At 57.6% G+C, this 16,516-nt stretch carries 21 protein-coding genes and 1 pseudogene; 11 read left to right on the top strand and 11 right to left on the bottom strand.

Annotated elements, in window-relative coordinates; all coding sequences use genetic code 11:
• Positions 1-86: 86 nt before the first annotated feature.
• The 7 genes and pseudogenes from MHAR_RS03965 to MHAR_RS14185 form a co-directional block, all read left to right on the top strand.
• On the top strand, positions 87-401 hold the full coding sequence (locus tag MHAR_RS03965; RefSeq protein ID WP_014586325.1) for an ArsR/SmtB family transcription factor: 315 nt from the start codon (positions 87-89) through the stop codon (positions 399-401).
• Position 402: 1 nt separating this feature from the next.
• Positions 403-672: a hypothetical protein gene (locus MHAR_RS03970; RefSeq protein ID WP_014586326.1), complete on the top strand. Its 270-nt coding sequence runs from the start codon at positions 403-405 to the stop codon at positions 670-672.
• Between the two features lie 67 nt (positions 673-739).
• Positions 740-1,708, top strand: coding sequence for an ABC transporter ATP-binding protein (locus tag MHAR_RS03975; RefSeq protein ID WP_014586327.1), 969 nt, complete (start codon positions 740-742; stop codon positions 1,706-1,708).
• Positions 1,705-2,430 carry an ABC transporter permease gene (locus MHAR_RS03980; protein ID WP_014586328.1) on the top strand — a complete coding sequence of 242 codons (726 nt, stop codon included), beginning with the start codon at positions 1,705-1,707 and terminating at the stop codon, positions 2,428-2,430. The genes MHAR_RS03975 and MHAR_RS03980 overlap by 4 nt, the downstream gene beginning before the upstream one ends.
• Before the next feature lie 40 nt (positions 2,431-2,470).
• Positions 2,471-2,596, top strand: coding sequence for a hypothetical protein (locus MHAR_RS14045; RefSeq protein ID WP_266335542.1), 126 nt, complete (start codon positions 2,471-2,473; stop codon positions 2,594-2,596).
• Positions 2,593-2,988, top strand: a complete 396-nt coding sequence (locus MHAR_RS03985) for a hypothetical protein (protein ID WP_143763272.1) — start codon at positions 2,593-2,595, stop codon at positions 2,986-2,988. The genes MHAR_RS14045 and MHAR_RS03985 overlap by 4 nt, the downstream gene beginning before the upstream one ends.
• A gap of 292 nt (positions 2,989-3,280) precedes the next feature.
• Positions 3,281-3,583 (top strand): annotated as a pseudogene (locus MHAR_RS14185) (MBL fold metallo-hydrolase); the annotation flags it as partial.
• A 147-nt stretch (positions 3,584-3,730) separates the two neighbouring features.
• Here MHAR_RS14185 and MHAR_RS13630 read toward each other — a convergent pair.
• Positions 3,731-3,886, bottom strand: a complete 156-nt coding sequence (locus tag MHAR_RS13630) for a hypothetical protein (protein WP_187287850.1) — start codon at positions 3,884-3,886, stop codon at positions 3,731-3,733.
• 123 nt (positions 3,887-4,009) lie between these two features.
• Complete coding sequence (locus MHAR_RS12400; protein ID WP_014586331.1) at positions 4,010-5,164, bottom strand: cytidine deaminase; 1,155 nt, start codon at positions 5,162-5,164, stop codon at positions 4,010-4,012.
• A 308-nt stretch (positions 5,165-5,472) separates the two neighbouring features.
• Between MHAR_RS12400 and MHAR_RS04000 the strand changes: the two genes are divergently transcribed.
• Positions 5,473-6,069, top strand: a complete 597-nt coding sequence (locus MHAR_RS04000) for a 5' nucleotidase, NT5C type (RefSeq protein ID WP_143763273.1) — start codon at positions 5,473-5,475, stop codon at positions 6,067-6,069.
• 39 nt (positions 6,070-6,108) lie between these two features.
• Here the strand turns inward: MHAR_RS04000 and MHAR_RS04005 are convergent, their stop codons facing one another.
• The 3 genes from MHAR_RS04005 to MHAR_RS04015 form a co-directional block, all read right to left on the bottom strand.
• The gene (locus tag MHAR_RS04005) at positions 6,109-6,480 is read right to left on the bottom strand and encodes a hypothetical protein (RefSeq protein WP_014586333.1); all 372 of its coding nucleotides are present in this window, start codon (positions 6,478-6,480) and stop codon (positions 6,109-6,111) included.
• A gap of 5 nt (positions 6,481-6,485) precedes the next feature.
• Complete coding sequence (locus MHAR_RS04010) at positions 6,486-6,779, bottom strand: RNA chaperone Hfq (RefSeq protein ID WP_014586334.1); 294 nt, start codon at positions 6,777-6,779, stop codon at positions 6,486-6,488.
• A 187-nt stretch (positions 6,780-6,966) separates the two neighbouring features.
• A complete protein-coding gene (locus MHAR_RS04015) occupies positions 6,967-7,476 on the bottom strand; it encodes a hypothetical protein (RefSeq protein ID WP_048144337.1) in 510 nt (169 codons plus the stop codon).
• 263 nt (positions 7,477-7,739) lie between these two features.
• Here MHAR_RS04015 and MHAR_RS04020 point away from each other — a divergent pair, with 263 nt between their 5' ends.
• Positions 7,740-8,012, top strand: coding sequence for an amphi-Trp domain-containing protein (locus MHAR_RS04020; protein WP_143763274.1), 273 nt, complete (start codon positions 7,740-7,742; stop codon positions 8,010-8,012).
• Between the two features lie 181 nt (positions 8,013-8,193).
• On the opposite strand, the gene MHAR_RS04025 is transcribed toward MHAR_RS04020, so the two are convergent.
• From MHAR_RS04025 to MHAR_RS04035, 3 genes are all read right to left on the bottom strand, one after another.
• Complete coding sequence (locus tag MHAR_RS04025; protein ID WP_143763275.1) at positions 8,194-8,604, bottom strand: winged helix-turn-helix domain-containing protein; 411 nt, start codon at positions 8,602-8,604, stop codon at positions 8,194-8,196.
• A gap of 62 nt (positions 8,605-8,666) precedes the next feature.
• A complete protein-coding gene (locus MHAR_RS04030) occupies positions 8,667-8,855 on the bottom strand; it encodes a hypothetical protein (protein ID WP_014586338.1) in 189 nt (62 codons plus the stop codon).
• Between the two features lie 277 nt (positions 8,856-9,132).
• Positions 9,133-9,645, bottom strand: coding sequence for a nitroreductase family protein (locus MHAR_RS04035; RefSeq protein WP_014586339.1), 513 nt, complete (start codon positions 9,643-9,645; stop codon positions 9,133-9,135).
• Positions 9,646-10,421: 776 nt separating this feature from the next.
• Between MHAR_RS04035 and MHAR_RS12820 the strand changes: the two genes are divergently transcribed.
• Complete coding sequence (locus MHAR_RS12820) at positions 10,422-12,266, top strand: pentapeptide repeat-containing protein (protein WP_014586340.1); 1,845 nt, start codon at positions 10,422-10,424, stop codon at positions 12,264-12,266.
• A gap of 77 nt (positions 12,267-12,343) precedes the next feature.
• On the opposite strand, the gene MHAR_RS04040 is transcribed toward MHAR_RS12820, so the two are convergent.
• Together MHAR_RS04040 and MHAR_RS04045 are read right to left on the bottom strand one after the other, a co-directional pair.
• Complete coding sequence (locus MHAR_RS04040) at positions 12,344-12,718, bottom strand: DUF763 domain-containing protein (protein ID WP_081472260.1); 375 nt, start codon at positions 12,716-12,718, stop codon at positions 12,344-12,346.
• 222 nt (positions 12,719-12,940) lie between these two features.
• Complete coding sequence (locus tag MHAR_RS04045) at positions 12,941-13,795, bottom strand: hypothetical protein (protein ID WP_014586342.1); 855 nt, start codon at positions 13,793-13,795, stop codon at positions 12,941-12,943.
• Between the two features lie 326 nt (positions 13,796-14,121).
• On the opposite strand from MHAR_RS04045, the gene MHAR_RS04050 reads away from it, so the two are divergent.
• On the top strand, positions 14,122-15,303 hold the full coding sequence (locus tag MHAR_RS04050; RefSeq protein WP_014586343.1) for a hypothetical protein: 1,182 nt from the start codon (positions 14,122-14,124) through the stop codon (positions 15,301-15,303).
• 190 nt (positions 15,304-15,493) lie between these two features.
• Here the strand turns inward: MHAR_RS04050 and MHAR_RS04055 are convergent, their stop codons facing one another.
• On the bottom strand, positions 15,494-16,486 hold the full coding sequence (locus tag MHAR_RS04055) for a Nucleoside recognition domain protein (RefSeq protein WP_014586344.1): 993 nt from the start codon (positions 16,484-16,486) through the stop codon (positions 15,494-15,496).
• Positions 16,487-16,516: the final 30 nt, after the last annotated feature.

Raw genomic sequence — 16,516 nt, forward strand, 5'->3', positions numbered from 1 at the left:
CCCCTTTTCTGCGGCACTGGCCGAAAGCTTTAATATCGTACGCTTAAGTTCTCAAGCCAATCGCTAGAATATTCAAGGCGATCATTATGTGCCACGGACAAAGCCAGGCCCTGAGAGAGGTTCAGAGGTGCATCCGCGCTCTCCACTGCCCCACGAGGTGGAGGATCATCCAGTGCATCGGCGCGGAGGAGAGGAGCACGAGGGAGATCTTTGAAGAGCTGGGGCTGGGGGAGGAGATATCCCTAGCCGGGCTTTACTATCACCTCTCCGCCCTCAAGGGGGCAGGGATCGTCGAGGTGGCCTCTTATAGAGAGTCAAAAGCCGGAACTCCGGAGAAGGTCTGGAGGCTGAAGACCCGGAGAATTGTCATAGATCTTCTGGAAGATTGCGAGGTGAAATGATATGCGCTGCGGAGATGATGCAGGTTATCGCGCACCCCCCCTGGGGAGGGGTGCCGGCAGAGATGAGGGTTGCGGATGCCAGGGCCACGGCCACGACCAGGCCGGCCACCACGGTCTCGGCCGTTCCGGAGAGGGCGGAGGCTGTTGCTGTGGAGGCCACCCCCCCGTCAGCCGGGAGGAGATGATATCGACCCTGGAGGAGTACAGGGGTTCCCTCAGGAGGGAGCTGGAAAGGGTTGAGGCGAAGCTGAGAGAGCTGACCGGGGATTGAGGCTGGAGACCCCCGCCTTTTTGGGGAGGGCGTTGGCAGAGGGACCGTTGGGTTTTGGGGGTGAGGTTTGAGATCGATTGAAGTCCGGGGGCTGACCAAGCGGTTCGGCGATCTGGTCGCCGTCGATGGCATCAGCTTCGATGTAGAGGAGGGGGAGGTCTTCGGCCTCCTCGGCCCCAACGGCTCGGGGAAGACCACCACCATCAGGATGCTCGTCGGCCTCTCCCGGCCGACGGCGGGGACGGCCAAAGTCCTCGGATACGACCTCTCCTCGGGGATCGTCGAGGCTAAAAGGCGGATCGGGGTCGTCCCCGACAGCTCAAACCTTTACGAAGAGCTGACCGCAAGAGAGAACCTCCTCTTCATGGCTGGTCTCTATGGGGTCCCCAAGGCGGACCGGGAAGATAGGGCGGAGGAGCTCCTCAGGGCCTTCGGCCTCAGCGGCCGGGGCGACGACAGGTTCGGAACCTTCTCCCGGGGGATGAAGCGGGCCCTCACCATCGCCGCAGCTCTCATCCACGATCCCCACCTCCTATTCCTCGACGAGCCGACGGTGGGGCTGGACGTGGTGGCGGCCCGCTCCCTCCGAAGCCTGATCTCGGATCTCCACGATAGGGGGCTGACGATAGTCCTCACCACCCACTATCTGGAGGAGGCGGACCATCTCTGCGATCGGATCGCCATCCTGGTCCGGGGGAAGGTCGTCGGGATCGATACGCCTGAGGGTCTGAAGAGGTCCGCCGACGAGGAGCCCGTCATCGAGGTCACCTTCGGCAGATCCGCCTTTGACCTTTGGCCCCGCCTCTCGGAGCGGCTCCCCGGCTCTGGGGTGGTCCTCCTGGAGGGGTCCCGGGTCAGGATCACCGGAGGAGACCCCTCCCGGGTCCTGGAGGAGGTCTTCGAGTTCTCGCGAGGCCACAACCTGGGGCTCCGGGCGATAAACAGCTTGACTCCGAGCCTCGAGGACGCTTTCGTCAGGATAACCGGCCTCAGCCCGACGGTGATGGCAAAGGAGAAGGGGGGGAAGGGGGTATGATCCAAGACGACCTCCGGTGCATATGGCTGATAGCGGCAAAGGACATGAGGACCTACTACCTCAAGCCCCCGGCGATAAGCTGGGGGATCGTCTTCCCCCTGGCCTGGACCCTCGCCTTCTTTCTTAGGAGCCCCGGGGACTTCGAAGACCTCGTCCCGGGGCTGATCGCCATGACGATCCTCTTCAGCACGACGGCGGCGGAGGCGGTGGTGATAAACTTCGAGCTGAGGATCGGATCCCTGGAGCGCCTCCTCCTGGCCCCGGTGAGGACCGACGCCGTCCTCCTGGGGAAGGTCCTGGGCGGCTTTCTCTTCGGGCTGTTGATGACCTCGGTGGTGACGTTGAGCACCGTCGTCGGCCTCCGCCTCCGGCCCGATCTTGCGGCCCTGATCCCGGTGGTTTTGATCTCCCTTTTGGTCTATTCGTCGATGGGGGCCCTCTTCAGCGTCGGCTTCAAGGAGGTCTTCGAGGCCCAGACCTTCTTGAACCTCCCCAGGTTCCTGATGGTCTTCCTCTGCGGCGTCGTCTATCCGATATCAGCGATGCCCGAGGGGCTTCAGCTCTTGAGCCGGGTCCTCCCCCTCACCTACACCGTCGAAGGGCTCCGAACCGCCTTCTTTTCCGGATCATCAAGCCCGCAGACCGCCTCCCTCGTCCTCGCCGGCTTTCTTTTGATCTTCATCTATCCGGCGGCGAAGATCCTTCAGAAGAGGTTTGAGTGATCGGTCGAGGGATCTATGAGATCTTCTGGACGATCTTTAGATGAACTTCAAGATGGGGCTTCCTTGGTCGCCGAGATCCGATGGATATTTAGCTTGTGCTGACGAGATAGAATACAAGATCTGGATGAGCCGGATCTTTGACGTAAAGGGAGTTGAGATGAATTGAGATCGATAGTACTGTTGGTCCTGGCGATGATGGCCCTCGCCCCCGGGGCAGCGGCCTGCGGCTGCAGCGGCGGCCTCGACGGTGTGGGGGGGCCGAAGATGATGAGCGATATCTGCCCTGAGGATTACGCCATCCGGGGGCCCAGGATGACCTTCCAGGAGGACGCCCGGTATGGGGTGGCCCTTTCGATCGACCCCGCCGGAGGCGCCAGCATGGCCTTCGTCGGAGGCGAGGACGGCCGCAGGCTCGGGGCTCCGGCCCAGGGCGGAAGCCCGGCCCCTTCGGGCGGCCTCTCCTTCAGCCAGCAGGTGTCCCACCGCCTCAACCTCGTCCCCGGGGACCTGGGGGCCTTCCGGGGGATGATGGGGGTGTGGGGCGGGTCCGGCCCGTGAGGCCCTAGAGGGCGATAGGTCCACGGCAAGGCCCCCCGGCCGGGGGGCCAAACCGAAACATTTTTCGCCGTGGAAGCCTGATGTGAGGGCGGTGATCTCCGATGGGGTTGGCCAAGAAGCTCTTCAAGGCCCTGGCCCTCATAGGCCTCGGCAAATTCGTCTCCCGCCTCAAAAAGGGGCGGAAGCGGCGTAGGTAAATTCTATAATTTTTTATCTCATAAACCTGAGGTGTGCGGGCCGGAGCCCCGAGGAGATCTCGCGGCTCATCCTGACCCACGCCCACCCCGACCACATGGGGGCGGCCCGGGCCGTAAAGGAGGCGTCGGGCTGCTCTGTGGCGTGCCACCCGGCCGATAAGGGATGGATCGAGGACGTTTGCCAGCAGCTCGCCGACCGCCCCGTCCCCGGCTTCGAGGACCTGGTGGCCGGCTCCGTCGGGGCCGACGAGGAGCTCCTCGACGGGGACCGGATCGACCTCGGCGGCGGGCGGGATCTGGAGGTGATCCACACCCCCGGCCACTCCCCCGGCTCCATCTCCCTCTGGATGGCCGAAGGGGGGGTCCTCTTCTCCGCCGACGCCATCCCCCTGCCGGGAGGGATGCCGATATACGACGATGTCTTGAGCTCCGTCCAATCGGTCCGGAGGTTGAGGGGGATCGAGGGAGTCCGGCTCCTTCTATCGGCCTGGGACGATCCCCGGACCGGGGCGGACGCCCGCCGGATCATCGACGAGGGGGCTCCTTCATCTCCAGAGGATCCACGCCGCCGTCATCAGGGCGGCGGGGTCTGCCCCGTCGCTGGAGAGGGGGGAGCTATGCCGCCGGACCCTCCGGGAGATCGGCCTCCCCGAGGCGATGGCAAACCCCCTCACCTGCCGGTCCTTCGCCTCCAGCCTCAAGCTCCTCCACCGAAGGGACCTCCCGGAGGGTTAGGGTTGAGGTGGGGCGGCCCATGCCATCTCACCCCCTCAAACTCCGTAGGGACGGGGGCCTGCATACTTCAGAGGGGGCTCGCCTCCGCCTCAATCCCTCATCTCGAAGGGGTAGGGGAAGATCTCCGAGACCATCTTCGTCGAGTAGTTCCCCTCCTCTCCCAGGACGACCAGGATCCCCCGGCCGAACTCGAAGAGGATCTGCCGCTCCTCCCCCGTCGGGGCCGCGGCCCTCCCGTCGGGGAGACGGTTTATCACCGCCCGGATCTCGGAGTCCCCCTCGGAGATCGCCTTATAGATCGCCACCTTCAGGGCGCTGGTGGTGAGGCCGTAGAGGGCGTTCTCGACGTTGCAGCCGGTGTAGATCCTCCCCGAGGAGGTGAGGACCGCAGCGCCGACGGGGTAGCGGGAGTAGGGGGCGTAGGCGGACAAGCTAGCCTTCCGGGAGGCTTCTGCCAGGGCCGAAACCTCCGAGTCGTCCAGCTCCTGGACAAACCAGCTGCGGTAGAGCTGATCATATCTCCCGTCCTCCAGGAGCTCCACCATCGCCGCATCGATGGACCTGAGGAGCTCCGGATCTCTCACCCCAAAGTAGAGGGAGTGCATCTCCCAGGGGGTGGCGAGAGGCCTGATCCCGGAATCGTCATGCAACCTCATCCAGAACCGGGTGGTGGAGCCTCCGCCGACGAAGGCGTCGGCCTCTCCCCCTTTGAGGGCCTGGAGGGCCTCCCCCTCGGATTCGTAAGCCAGAACCTCGATGCCGTTTCGATCCTTCAGGAGGTCGAAGGAGATGCTCCCGTTCTGCACCGCCACCTTTCTCCCTGCTAGCATATCGGCCGATATGACGTCGCCGTCATCCCGGACGAAGGTGAGGATGTCGAAGGTCCCGTGGGGGCGGGCTGTGAAGTTGAACTCGGCGAGCCTCTCCTCGGTCTTGACCAGACCGCCGATCACCTCCGCCACCCCCCGCTGGAAGGTGCGCTGCGCCTCGGTCCAGACCATCGGCTCGGGGATCAGCCGGAACCCCACCTCCTCCCCCAGGAGCCGGAGGAGGTCCAGCTCGAAGCCCCGGAGGGAGCCCCCCTCCTCATAGGTGAAGGGGGCGAAGTCCCGGTCGAATACAAACCGGAGATCGGCATCGTAGGACGCCTCTTCCGAACCATCGGCGAGGGCGCCGGAGGCGGGAGATCCGGCGGCAAGGATGATCGAAACCAGAAAGCCGATAAATGGCCAGATGCCTCTCATGGATGTACATGGCGGACTTGAGAATAAATTCTTTGTCGGTCCACCTTCATAGGTCCCGGTATCCCTCCCGGAGATCTCATCTTCTGGACGGGTGGGAGGTGGGATGATAATAAATTAATATGATCAAATCGAATATTCTCCTCCATCCTGGGATAGAGCGAGGGGTCGATGATGATCAAGCTCTTCAAGAGAGATAAGGAGATGACAGAGAAGGAGAGGGAGAGGAAGAAGAAGCAGGAAGAGAGGCGAAAGAGGGCTCAGGCCAGGGGTGAGAAGCCCATAAAATAGGTCCCGGGAGGCGGACGGATTTGAAGATTGCCGTGGACATCGATGGGGTGCTGGCCGATCAGGTGGGTGCGGTCCTGGAGGTGATCGAGAGAGAGTATGGCGAGAGGTACCATAAGGGCGACGTCGACCGGGCAGACTGGACCTTCGGCGGGCGAAGGTTGTGGTCGGAGGTCGGGAGGCTATTGGCAGACCCGGAGTACACCTTGAACCTGCCGCTGATAGAGGGCTCTCAGGGTGGGGTAGAACGGCTGAAAGACCATGAGGTCTTCGTAGTGACCGCCAGGCGCCCGGATGCGGAGGAGGCCACCAGGCGTTGGCTCAAAGCCCACTTTCCGTGCCTGAGGGGCTACTTCACCGCCGGGACCGGAACCAAGCATAAGATCCCCTCCGACGTATTGATCGACGACCTCGACCTCAACATCGTGGAGTTCGTCAGGAGCCACCCCCATCGCCGCGGGATCCTCTTCGTCCATCCCTGGAGCATCAACGGCACCGATATCGAGGATTACGCCGACCAGGTCTATTATTGCCCCGGATGGCCGAGGGTGGTGGAGGCGGTCGAGGAGATCGGAGGTCTGGGGTTGCCTCCATCCACCCATCGGCGGCCGCCGGTCTGACCCCTCCTGGGATTTTGTCTCCTCTCCGCCGCATCAAGATCATGCCAGCGCCTTCAGCCTCCGGATCTTCTCCATCACCTCGGCGTGCTCCCTCCTCTTCTCCTCTTCAAGCCGCCTTATGATCCCCTCGAGGGGGGTGCTGAGGGAGTAGACCGCCGGAGGGCGCCCTTTCCCCTGGGGCTGGGCCGTCCGCTCATCAATCCAGTCCTCCCCCCGGAGGCCATGAACGGCGACGCTCACCTCGGACTGGCGTAGCCGCGTCGCCTCCTCGATCTCCTTTGATGTGGCCTCGCCAGCCTTGGAGATGTATGTGATCACCACCGCCATCGCCCGCTGGATGCCGAGGCTCTGGAGGATCTCGACGAACTCGAGGTCCCCGTCGTCCAGCGACCTCGTCGATCCTTCGGTCATTTATCTCACCTCCTCCCAGCCCTCTTCTCCGGCCTCTCCTCGGCCTCGATCGAGGATATCGCCCCCTTGAAGATTATCAGCCTCTTACTCTGGCCCAGGTCTATCAAAAGCTCGTAGTTGTTGTATGCCTCAAGGACGCCCTTGATGGGCCGACCGTCCTTCATCCTGACCATGATCGGTCGATGGAGAAGCGAATCGAGGAACTGGGGAGGCCCTCCCTTAAAATCGTCCTCAGAACCCCCTGAGACGCTCTCCGGTTGGTCATCGACATTCTGGCCTATGCTAATGCTCTCCTTCATTGCCGGCTCCCTCAGAGAGTAAGGGGCGCTATAAAGATATATATTTTTTGATATCTAAAATCCGCCGGGCCGCCGGTGGAGCGAGGGCGGAAGGAGGCGGGCCACCATCGGCGATGGTCTCTCTGGTCCTTCGGATTCAAAAAGGGGCGGCGTCCTTCGAGGTGCCGCCGACGCATCCGATGGCGGATCACCTCCAAAAGATGGGAACGAACCGAGGCTCAGGTTTGTATATGGGCCTATAGCCTCGCGGATCCTTCCACCAGCTGCCATCTATGTGAGCCGGTTGGACGGGGCCGTAATAATACATCGGCGGGGCGGCATCATCCAGGAAGGATCGGGCAACGGGATACCATTCGTCCTGGCCGGCTCTATCATCGTAGAGCCCCCCGAAGATGGGATAGCTGTAGAATCCGTAGCGGCTCCGGTAGATGCTGCCATCCAGGAAGGATCGGGCTACGGGATACCACTCATCGTGAAATAACCTGTCATCATAAAGGCCGACGGCGATAGGATAGCCGAACCGGCCATAGGTGGTGATGAAGCCGACGTCGGATGAAAGCCAGTCCGGCGGCACCAGGCTTGATCCCTCTTGGAACGGCTCCGCCGCATCCCTCCCCGTTGGCGCCTCCGGTGGCGGCATCCCTCCGGCGGCCGATGCCAGAAGGAGGCAAAATATAGCCAGCACAGGTCCTCTCATATCACTAACCTCCTCTTCTCCGGTATAGCATTTTATGATCAAGGTTTATAACAATTACGCCGATACGAAAAGCTGACACCTAGCAGATCTGGGAGGCATAATCCGCAGTCCCATCAATCTGGGGACTGTGGGCCGTCCAGAGGGCGCCCCGCCGCCGCCATCCTCCATTCTTCATGCGTCCACCCCCGAGAAGGAGCCTCTCCCGGTCGGGGGCGGCGAGAAGCCTTTAATGGAGGAAGGAGAATATGGATAGGAGGATAATCATGGTTAAGCTATCAGGTGAGCCGGGAAAGAGCTCGATGAAGTTCAGCGCTGAGAAGGGTTTTGATCAGTTCAAGCAGAAGTTCTCCTTGACCAGCTCGGAGGCCGCGGCCTTTCTGAGGGCGCTCGCCGAGGAGATCGAGGCCGGAGGGGCGGTCAGCATCGCCTACGGCGAGGTCTCCATCTCGGTAAATGCCGCGCCTCCCATCGAGCTTGAGGTTGAGCTGGAGGAGGGCGAGCTCGAGATCGAGATGAAGCTGAAGGCGAGGGCCTGAGCCTTGAAACGGACGGCTCAAATCTGAGATCGGCCCGCCAACGGCGGCCGATGGCGTCCGCCATTTTTCCAACGCCCCTTATCCTTCCTTGATCATGGGCCGCGGCCCTTCGGAAGGGCGGATCTTCCCTCTCGCCACCCCATAACCTCTCAGGATCGAGGATGAACGATGGTTCTTGCCATCATCCCGCCCCGCCCCTCTCCGCCTGGGCCCTGACCAAAGCGCCGTAGGCCTCCCCCGCCTCCGTCAGGGCGATGGTCCCGTCGGCGACCTCGATCAGTCCCGCCAGCTCCAGCCGATGGAGGTGGTAGCCGAGCATCTTAGGGCCGACGGCCCCGGAGATCCCCTCGACCGAGAGGCACCCCTCCACCATCAGGATGATCATCCTCCTCCGGATCGGGCTCTCGAGGGCGTGATGGACGAGGGCCATCTCCTCGGGGGACTCGGGCTTCGGCTTCTTTCCGATCTTCATGGAGGTCTGATGGCGGAGGGGGAGTATCCCCGTTTCGGTGGCGGATTGAGGGTCGGCGGCTGAACGATAATCTCGGAGCTCCGGTCCCTCGGTCCGCTGGACCATCGGTTTCTGGGGCACCGGGTTGAGAAAGGGTCTAGAAAAAAAGTATGGTGCGGCTCCAGCGCCGTCGCCATCATCCTTCAACGATCCTTGAACCTCGTCCTCGGCTCCTCTCTGGCCATGCCGTCATCGGGGGGCTCGCCCGGCCCGCTGCTATGCTCTTCGCTGTGGTCGTAGTAGTTCTCGTCGCCGGAAGCCACGTCGGCGACCCCTCCACAGAATATGCCGAGGGCCGCCAGGGCGGCCAATATGAGAAGGGCTCTCTTCATCGAAGACGCCTCCATCTTTAATGTAGTATGTAATTATACTTAAATGCTTTGAAATTATCCTGAAGGGATGGAGATGGTCATCGGCAAATTCCCTGATCGAAACCCTGACGATAATTGATCTGACATTAGCGATGGGCTTGGATTCGATGGGTGGGAGATCGGCCACCCAGGGAGGCCCAACCGGAGGCCTCTGGGGCAACTCCCCAGATTTCGCCGTTTGAGCCTCTTCAGAGCCGGTCCGCCCTCCTCCTCTTGAGGTCAAGGCGGCCGGTACTCCTCAGGCCGATAGGATCTTCTCAGCCTCCAGCTCCTCCGCCGGAACCGGCTCCTTCTCCTCGTCGGGATAGCCGAAGGCGATCATCGACTCAACCCTGATATATTCGGGAAGACGAAGAATTGAACGGACGTACTCCTCACTGGTCACGGAATCGGTGTGCATCCGGAGCCTTATCTGGATCCAGCAGGATCCGAGGCCGAGGCTCTGACCCGCCAGCTGCAGGATGATCGATGCTATGGAGCAGTCCTCGATCCAGACGTCCGACTCTCCCTCGTCGGCGCAGACGACGACCCCTAGCCTCGCCCCCGCGAGGAAGGACGACCCGCTCTCCTTCGCCCTCGACAGGGCCGCAAGCTTTCCTCGATCTGTGACGAAGACGAACCTCCAGGGCCTGAAGTTCCTCGACGTGGGCGACCTGAGGGCCGCCTCCTTCAGAAGCTCCACGACCTCGGCCTCTATATCCTCGTCCCTGTACTTCCTCACGCTCCTCCTCTTTCTCAGCAAATCCAGCATGAATCCTGCTCCGATCTATTCCGTGGCTTTTCATATATCACATAAATAATCTTAATTCTTCGGCCAGAGGCGCATGAAATCCTATTCGAATTTTCCTCAATAGCGTTGATGGTTCGCGATCGCAGAGTCGTGAGATTCATAGTCTTTGACTTAGCATTGAGGAATCTCGTCTTGTTTCAGCTCTATTCGCCCTTAGCCTAAACCGCTAATTCTATTAGCGCTATCATATTAGGCTATTTAAACTCAATTATATCAGATTGCATAAGAGTATATGATGTCGTTATGTTTATAAATGATTGGGGACACAAGGGACTAGATATGTTAAAAGAATATGTTGAAAGAATTAGCATGAATATGGTAATCTTCGCTTTATCTCTTGTTTTTTTTTGTCTCTGCCAAGTATCTGGCGCCATAGGATGCGGCGAGTTGTCTACTAATCATGCGATATCCGAGACATATACTGATACAACAATTCCGCAATCAACGGCAACGATTTATTGTAGCTATTCTAATGCTAAAATCTTGCGTAGAACTTATTCTAATGGTATCCTCAGTAAATGGAAAAATATAGGCACAACTAATGATCAAGGAAGTATTTCTGTGAATAATTTGTCTCCGGGTATCTGGTATAAATTTTATTGTGAAAAGAAATCAGGCAGTTGTACGTACTATGGATACTCTAGATGGTTTATGGCTTATTCAGGAAGAAATGAACAGGTGTATATATCAATGATGAAAAAATGTTAGATTTGACAAAATTTGATCTATAAGGGAATATGATGCTAATAAATTGTATTATTCGTGTATGTTTGATATCCCTTCTACTTGTTTCTACTCCTCAGGCCCAGTTATATTGGGGGTTTGATAATAATTTTGATGACTGGAAACGTATCGGTTCTGCGCCTCAGTGGGAGAACTATAGCCTAGAAGAAGCGATTAAGTGGTATGATCAATGGGGTGGGTATCAAGGAGTAATTGTTATTGATGCAGGATACCATCCCAGACTTGGCATTGATGCAAGTGGTGGAATTGAAAAAAAAATATTGTTGCCCGAAAATGCTCGTAATATAATATTTAATATCGCAAAAGAAGATCATGATGGCGGTTTTCGAGCAATATTAATAGATCAAAACGGTTATCAACATTCTTTAGGGGATATTATTCTTAAATCTGGAGATAAACGACAGATTTGCTACGATATATCGACCTTAGCCGGATCAAGAATCACCTTGCAAGCTTATGCATTTGGAGCTGGAACTGATAATTCAGGTTGTGATTCAGATGCCGGAAAGTGTTGTTTTGAGTATATTGGCATAGATTCAATTGAAATTAAATCTTCTGAAGATATTTTTCCAATCCAAGAAGTGAATGATGCTATTAATCCACCTGATTATCTAGAGAATAATATTAAAATAATTTATGCCAGCGATATTTTAAAAAATATTTCCTATAAAAATCATGTAAATTATGACAACTGCGTGATTAAAGGAGATATTGACTTAGAAGACAATGTTATAGATTCGCCATTATATATAACTAATTCAATATTCGAAGGAGATATCAACTTTAAACGCACTAAATTTAATAATAATATTAGTTTTTATGGATCACATTTCCTAAACGATGTTCACTTCGAAGAATCTGTCTTCAGTAGAACTGCTACTTTTACTTATGTTTATTTCTATGGATTCGCCTTCTTTAAGAATTCCCAATTTAATAATGATTCTTATTTTAATTATGCCGATTTTAGTATGGATGCTTACTTTAGCATGTGCAAATTTAGTGGTTATGCATCCTTTCTGAGATCGCAGTTCCTCGGCGATTCTAATTTTGATGATACTGAATTCCAAAAATACGCTGACTTCAAAGAATCAAATTTTGTAGGATTAGCAGATTATTCGAGAGCTATTTTTATAGTTGATGCTGACTTTATCGGTTCGCATTTCTCAGATAATTTAATTTTTAATGAATCTAAGTTCTATACATTGAAACTAAATAGCATATCGCTTGATAGTGATTCTGAATTGTCATTAACAGATTCAGGAATTACCCGATACGATTACAGTAACATTTTAGTTGATTGGAATGATATTAGAGATCATCTATCCTATGATGAAGTTGTATATTTAAGTTTAATAAGAAACTTTAAAGATTTAGGTGTATTCGACGATGCTTATAATTGCTATTATCAATACAGAAGAGAAAGCCAATCAATAAAGCCGTGGAAAGATCTAACTAAATACGTTGATATTTTAAGTGGTCTATCCTGCGGTTATGGGGTACGTCCCAGTTATCCTCTCGCTTGGAGCTGTAGCTTAGTGCTTTTTTTTGGATTACTATTCTGGAGCCAGAAGAGTCTTCAAAAATCGATTTGTCCTTTCATGCCAAGAGATGTAAATAATAAAATTAGCTCTTCAAATAAAAACGAGAGATCAAGCGAATCGATATCAATCTCAGAAGCTATCTATTTCAGTACTCTTATTTTCTTTCACACTCATCCACCAGCTCATTGGTATCCTTCAGGAAAATGGAAGTTTGTTGTAGTAATCGAAGATATAGCTGGATGGCTATTCTTAGCTATTTTTGTAGTTGTTTTAGTAAATAGAATTATCACTTGGTAGCTATCCTTGATTAGCTCCATTAGGAGAAAATGACGAATAATATTTATGAGGAATTCAAGTTGAATAATCCTTCAACCTCAACTTAAATCGATACATCTCTCCAGCCGTCTGATGGCGTCGTACTTCTCCCTCCGGTCGAGCTTCCCGTTCTCAACCGCCTCTTTGAGGGTCGATATCGAGCAGTCGAAGGTCTCCCGGTCGACGGGGTAGGGGTGGCCGTCTTCGCCCCCGTGGGCGAAGCTGTACCTCGCCGGGTCCCTCCAGCTCGTCTCGGCACCGTAGATCAGCTCGGAGATGAGGGCGAGAGCCCGGACCCTCCTTTGCCCCATCCCCCGCAGGGAGATCAGCTCCTCGTAGCTCTCGGGCTGGATCTCGTAGGCCAGCTCCAGCGCCCTGATCCCGTTCTCCTCCAGGTCGTCGGGGAGGAGGAGGTTTGCGGTGCCGGTTCTGATATTCGACCACCATCGGAGGGTCTGAAGAGCTCAAAGTCGCCGGAAGTTCTATCTCAAGAGCTAGATCGCCGAAAGACAGCGGACGAATCGTTTATTATCTCTATCGAGGAGCGATACGCCTTGAAATCTTCGATCGAGCCCTGCCGTCCCCGAAGAATTTCCTCCTCTCCTATCTCACATCTCCGTCCGTTTCCACCATCGGCGACCTGATTTATTATCGGCTCATCGTCCCTTCTCCCTTCTGCCACCGCCCCGGCCCCCGTAGGCATAGTACCTGCTCTGGTCGATCAGGTCGGCGAGGGCCTCCTCAGGTCCGGCCTCGCCGCCCCGGCCGAGGGGGCCCAGGATCTGGGCGATCTCCTCCAGGGTCGGAGTTTCCTCCTCGCACCTCGATACGACCCGGGCGAGGAGGTCGATGATCGGGTCGACGGAGGGGCCGGAGGTGAGGAGGAGGAGGAGGACGTCCCCGTGGGTGAGGCGGTAGTCCCTCCTCATCTTCGCTATCGCGAGGAGGGCCGAGGTCGAGATCGTCCGGAGCTGCCCCGCCTCGTCCCCCTCCAGGATCGCCTCCTCGACCCGGAGGACCTCGGAGTCGTCGGCGACTAGAAGGCCGAGGGCGCTCAGCTCCTCTCCTCCCTCCCCCTCCCTCTCCGCCGCCTCCGCCCCTTCCCTCCGCCCCTCCCCCTCTACCCCGGCCGTCGGATCGCCGGCCTCCCCCGCCGGTGGGGCGGAGGCGGCCGATTCGATCCTTTCAATCCTCCGAGCGACGGCGGCGAGGTCCGGGGTCTCCCCCTTCCGGACGATCTCGAGGAGGAGGTGGACCCCCGAGGGGGAGATCCACTCTCCATCAAACCCCGGGCCCGGCGAAAAGCCGAGGGGAACTCCGAGGGCCCACACCAGGTCCCGGAGGGCGATATCATGCTCGAGGTCAAAGACCAACGCCGCCGAGGCGAGGAGCTCCACGATGGCGTCGGCGTCCTTCGTCGATTCGAGGAGGAAGCGGCGGAACCGGTCTCGGTTCCTCTCATCGGCCAGGTCTCCAGCGAGGGCGAGGATCTGATCGAGGTCGACCTTCATCGATCGATCCTTATCGATACGGCTTTAGATATAGCTATCTAAGAGCCTCAGGAAGACAAAAGGATCCGAAGGCATCGGGGGGCTTCCAGAAGGATAGGGATCGCCTCGTCGATCTTTCCCCCTGGCGATGAACTGGAGCCGAACCTATAAAAAGATTCACTGTTTTTCCAGTCGATTCCGGCTTTTATTTGAAGAGCAGATCGGGACAATGGATGATAGGAGTGCGTATGGAGGCCGAAATAGGCCCGATGAGGCCGGCGAACTCGCCGGAGCGGACTAATTAAATATAGGATATTATACCCATTACTACAAAAAGAGGTGCTTACATGAAGGCCAAATTGATGGCAATTCTGGCGATCCTTCTCCTCTCTGGAGGGATCTCTATCGCCTCGGCGGAAGACCAGGCTCCCGACGTCGCCGGCGCTCATCCCGCGACAGACCTCGGGGTGATCGGGGCGGGAGGCGAGGCGATCTCCTCCAGGGCCGACCTCGCATACCCCGGCGAGATCGACTGGTTCAAGTTCGCCGTCGAGACTCCTACCGCCGAGCTGGTCATCTCCTCTGATATGACCAAGGCCCTCCGCTTCGTCCTATACGACGAAAGCTTGGAGTACATCGACCACGGCGAGGACCTCCTGAGGATGACGGCGGATGCAGGGACCTACCTCCTCCGGGTAGATTCGATCCTCTCCCAGACCGGAAACTACACCGTCTCCATCAGCAACGTCATCTCCGAGGCCGAGCCGAACGACTGCATCACCGAGGGGAACATCCTCGGTCCCCTGGCCAATACTACGATCCTCTCCGGCTCGATCGATCCCCTCGCCGATACCGACTTCTTCCTCTTCGAGATAGGTCCGGATTCGGAGGGGTATCTCAAGGTGACGAGCGAGACCTACGAGGTGGACGAGGAGGATGAGGAGGAGTACGACCTCTGGTCCTATTCTGACTACCTCTCCCTCGTCCTCTACGGATTCAACGAGAGCGAAGGCCGCTACATGCCGATAGAGAGCGGCGACGGCGAGATGGCCGCCGACCTCTCCGCCGGAAGGTACGCCCTCAGGGCCCAGTCGGGGAGCAGCGACCCCATCTCGGGGTACGTCATAACCCTCTCCCTCCAGGACCTCGAATGTGACGACGAGCCCAACGACTCTCCCCAGGATGCCCTGGAGCTGGGGGTCCTCACTGGGGGAGGGGAGCTGACGGCGTCCGGCTGTATAATTCCCGGCGACGACGTCGACTACTACCTCCTGGTGTTGGAGGAGGCGATGGAGGTGGTCGTTGAGACCTCAGGGGACGACCGCGGCGATTCTTACCTATACCTCTACGACGACCTGGAGGAGGAGATCGATTACGACGACGACAGCGGTGAAGACTCCTGGTCCAGGATCGAGGAGGAACTCTCGGCCGGAACCTACTACATCAAGGTAGCGTCCTTCTGGAGCGGCGATTCGTTCCAGTACACCCTGAAGGTCGCGGGGACCGGTTCTGAAGAGAAGGGGGAGTGATCCCGGGCGGAAGGTCTCCCTTCGGCATATCCTTCCAGAAGACGGCGGCTCGCGGGCGGGGATGCCCGGCCGCCGCCTTTCTGCATCCATCTCCCTTCTACCTCAATCTTTGCGCCCCGGCCTTCTCCCCATTCAGATCCGGTCCCTCGGGTTCTTCTTATCGCGGAAGAGCTTCTCCGGCCCCCCCGCCTCACCAGAATGCCATCACCCCGAGGGCTACCAGGGTCATCATCACGTTCCGCAGGCCCGTCGAGCAGATCACGAGCTCGGTCCCGATCCGGGGGCCGAAGATCCCGGCGTGGGATGGGATGAGCCAGCGAACGGCCCAGCCTACGCTGGTGATGACGTTTCCTATCATGAGGGTGACGACCACATCCTTCCCGGAGAGCTCTCCCGCCGCCAAAAGGCCCCCAGCCACGGTGTAGGCGGCGACGTATCCTGCGAACTGGGCGGCAATTATGCTGATCCCCGCCGCCGGCAGGGGGAGGAGGCCGCCGATCCCCCTCAGCTGTTGGGATAATAGGTCGAAGGCCCCCACCTGGATCAGAACCGAAACCAGGAACATGATCCCCGTCGTCATCTTCACCACCCTCACCACCTTGGGGCGGGCAGATCGAGCGCTGATCTTCAGGGCCTCCCCCAGGGGCGGGCGGTTCTTCCTTGGGCTTGCGATCCTGCCCCTGAGATCTTCGAGGGCCATCTCCGCGGCCTCGGCTCCGGGTCTCCCCGGCAGGAGGAGGCGGCCCGCAGCCATCACCAGGGCGGTCTTCAAGAGCCCCACCAGCATCAGAAGGCCGAAGTAGACGAGGCCCGTAAACCCCAGGAGAGGTATCAGCACCGGGAGGAGGGCCCTCCAGTGCATGGTGGTGGCGGGGAAGGAGTTGACGAGGGAGGCGACGAAGAGCTCTCTCTTCTCGATGATCCCGTCGTGGTAGTAGCCGGCGAGCATCGAGTTTGCGCTCGCCGCCGAGAAGAAGGCCATCATGAAGCTCGCTCCTGCGGCGTCGCTGAGGTGGGAGAACCGGGTGATCGGCTTCGCGAGGAAGGCGATCCTCTCCGCCGCGTCGTAGACCACGATCAGCTCCGCCAGAATGAGGCCCAGGACCATCGGCGGCAGGGATTTGGAGAGGAGGCCGAAGGAGGTGGATGCCGATTCGATCAGGATCTGGACCATCTCCGTCATCGCCCTACCTCCCCCCCTGGGGCCATCACC

The organism is Methanothrix harundinacea 6Ac (assembly GCF_000235565.1).
Lineage (GTDB): Archaea > Halobacteriota > Methanosarcinia > Methanotrichales > Methanotrichaceae > Methanocrinis > Methanocrinis harundinaceus.

Excerpts from the sequence above, each read along its gene's own strand:
- MHAR_RS03965 (WP_014586325.1), top strand. The coding sequence starts at position 87 with ATGTGCCACGGACAAAGCCAGGCCCTGAGAGAGGTTCAGAGGTGCATC.
- MHAR_RS03970 (WP_014586326.1), top strand. The coding sequence starts at position 403 with ATGCGCTGCGGAGATGATGCAGGTTATCGCGCACCCCCCCTGGGGAGG.
- MHAR_RS03980 (WP_014586328.1), top strand. The coding sequence starts at position 1,705 with ATGATCCAAGACGACCTCCGGTGCATATGGCTGATAGCGGCAAAGGAC.
- MHAR_RS14045 (WP_266335542.1), top strand. The coding sequence starts at position 2,471 with ATGAACTTCAAGATGGGGCTTCCTTGGTCGCCGAGATCCGATGGATAT.
- MHAR_RS12400 (WP_014586331.1), bottom strand. The coding sequence starts at position 5,164 with ATGAGAGGCATCTGGCCATTTATCGGCTTTCTGGTTTCGATCATCCTT.
- MHAR_RS04005 (WP_014586333.1), bottom strand. The coding sequence starts at position 6,480 with ATGACCGAAGGATCGACGAGGTCGCTGGACGACGGGGACCTCGAGTTC.
- MHAR_RS04010 (WP_014586334.1), bottom strand. The coding sequence starts at position 6,779 with ATGAAGGAGAGCATTAGCATAGGCCAGAATGTCGATGACCAACCGGAG.
- MHAR_RS04015 (WP_048144337.1), bottom strand. The coding sequence starts at position 7,476 with ATGAGAGGACCTGTGCTGGCTATATTTTGCCTCCTTCTGGCATCGGCC.
- MHAR_RS04020 (WP_143763274.1), top strand. The coding sequence starts at position 7,740 with ATGGTTAAGCTATCAGGTGAGCCGGGAAAGAGCTCGATGAAGTTCAGC.
- MHAR_RS04030 (WP_014586338.1), bottom strand. The coding sequence starts at position 8,855 with ATGAAGAGAGCCCTTCTCATATTGGCCGCCCTGGCGGCCCTCGGCATA.
- MHAR_RS04035 (WP_014586339.1), bottom strand. The coding sequence starts at position 9,645 with ATGCTGGATTTGCTGAGAAAGAGGAGGAGCGTGAGGAAGTACAGGGAC.
- MHAR_RS12820 (WP_014586340.1), top strand. The coding sequence starts at position 10,422 with ATGATGCTAATAAATTGTATTATTCGTGTATGTTTGATATCCCTTCTA.
- MHAR_RS04045 (WP_014586342.1), bottom strand. The coding sequence starts at position 13,795 with ATGAAGGTCGACCTCGATCAGATCCTCGCCCTCGCTGGAGACCTGGCC.
- MHAR_RS04050 (WP_014586343.1), top strand. The coding sequence starts at position 14,122 with ATGAAGGCCAAATTGATGGCAATTCTGGCGATCCTTCTCCTCTCTGGA.
- MHAR_RS04055 (WP_014586344.1), bottom strand. The coding sequence starts at position 16,486 with ATGACGGAGATGGTCCAGATCCTGATCGAATCGGCATCCACCTCCTTC.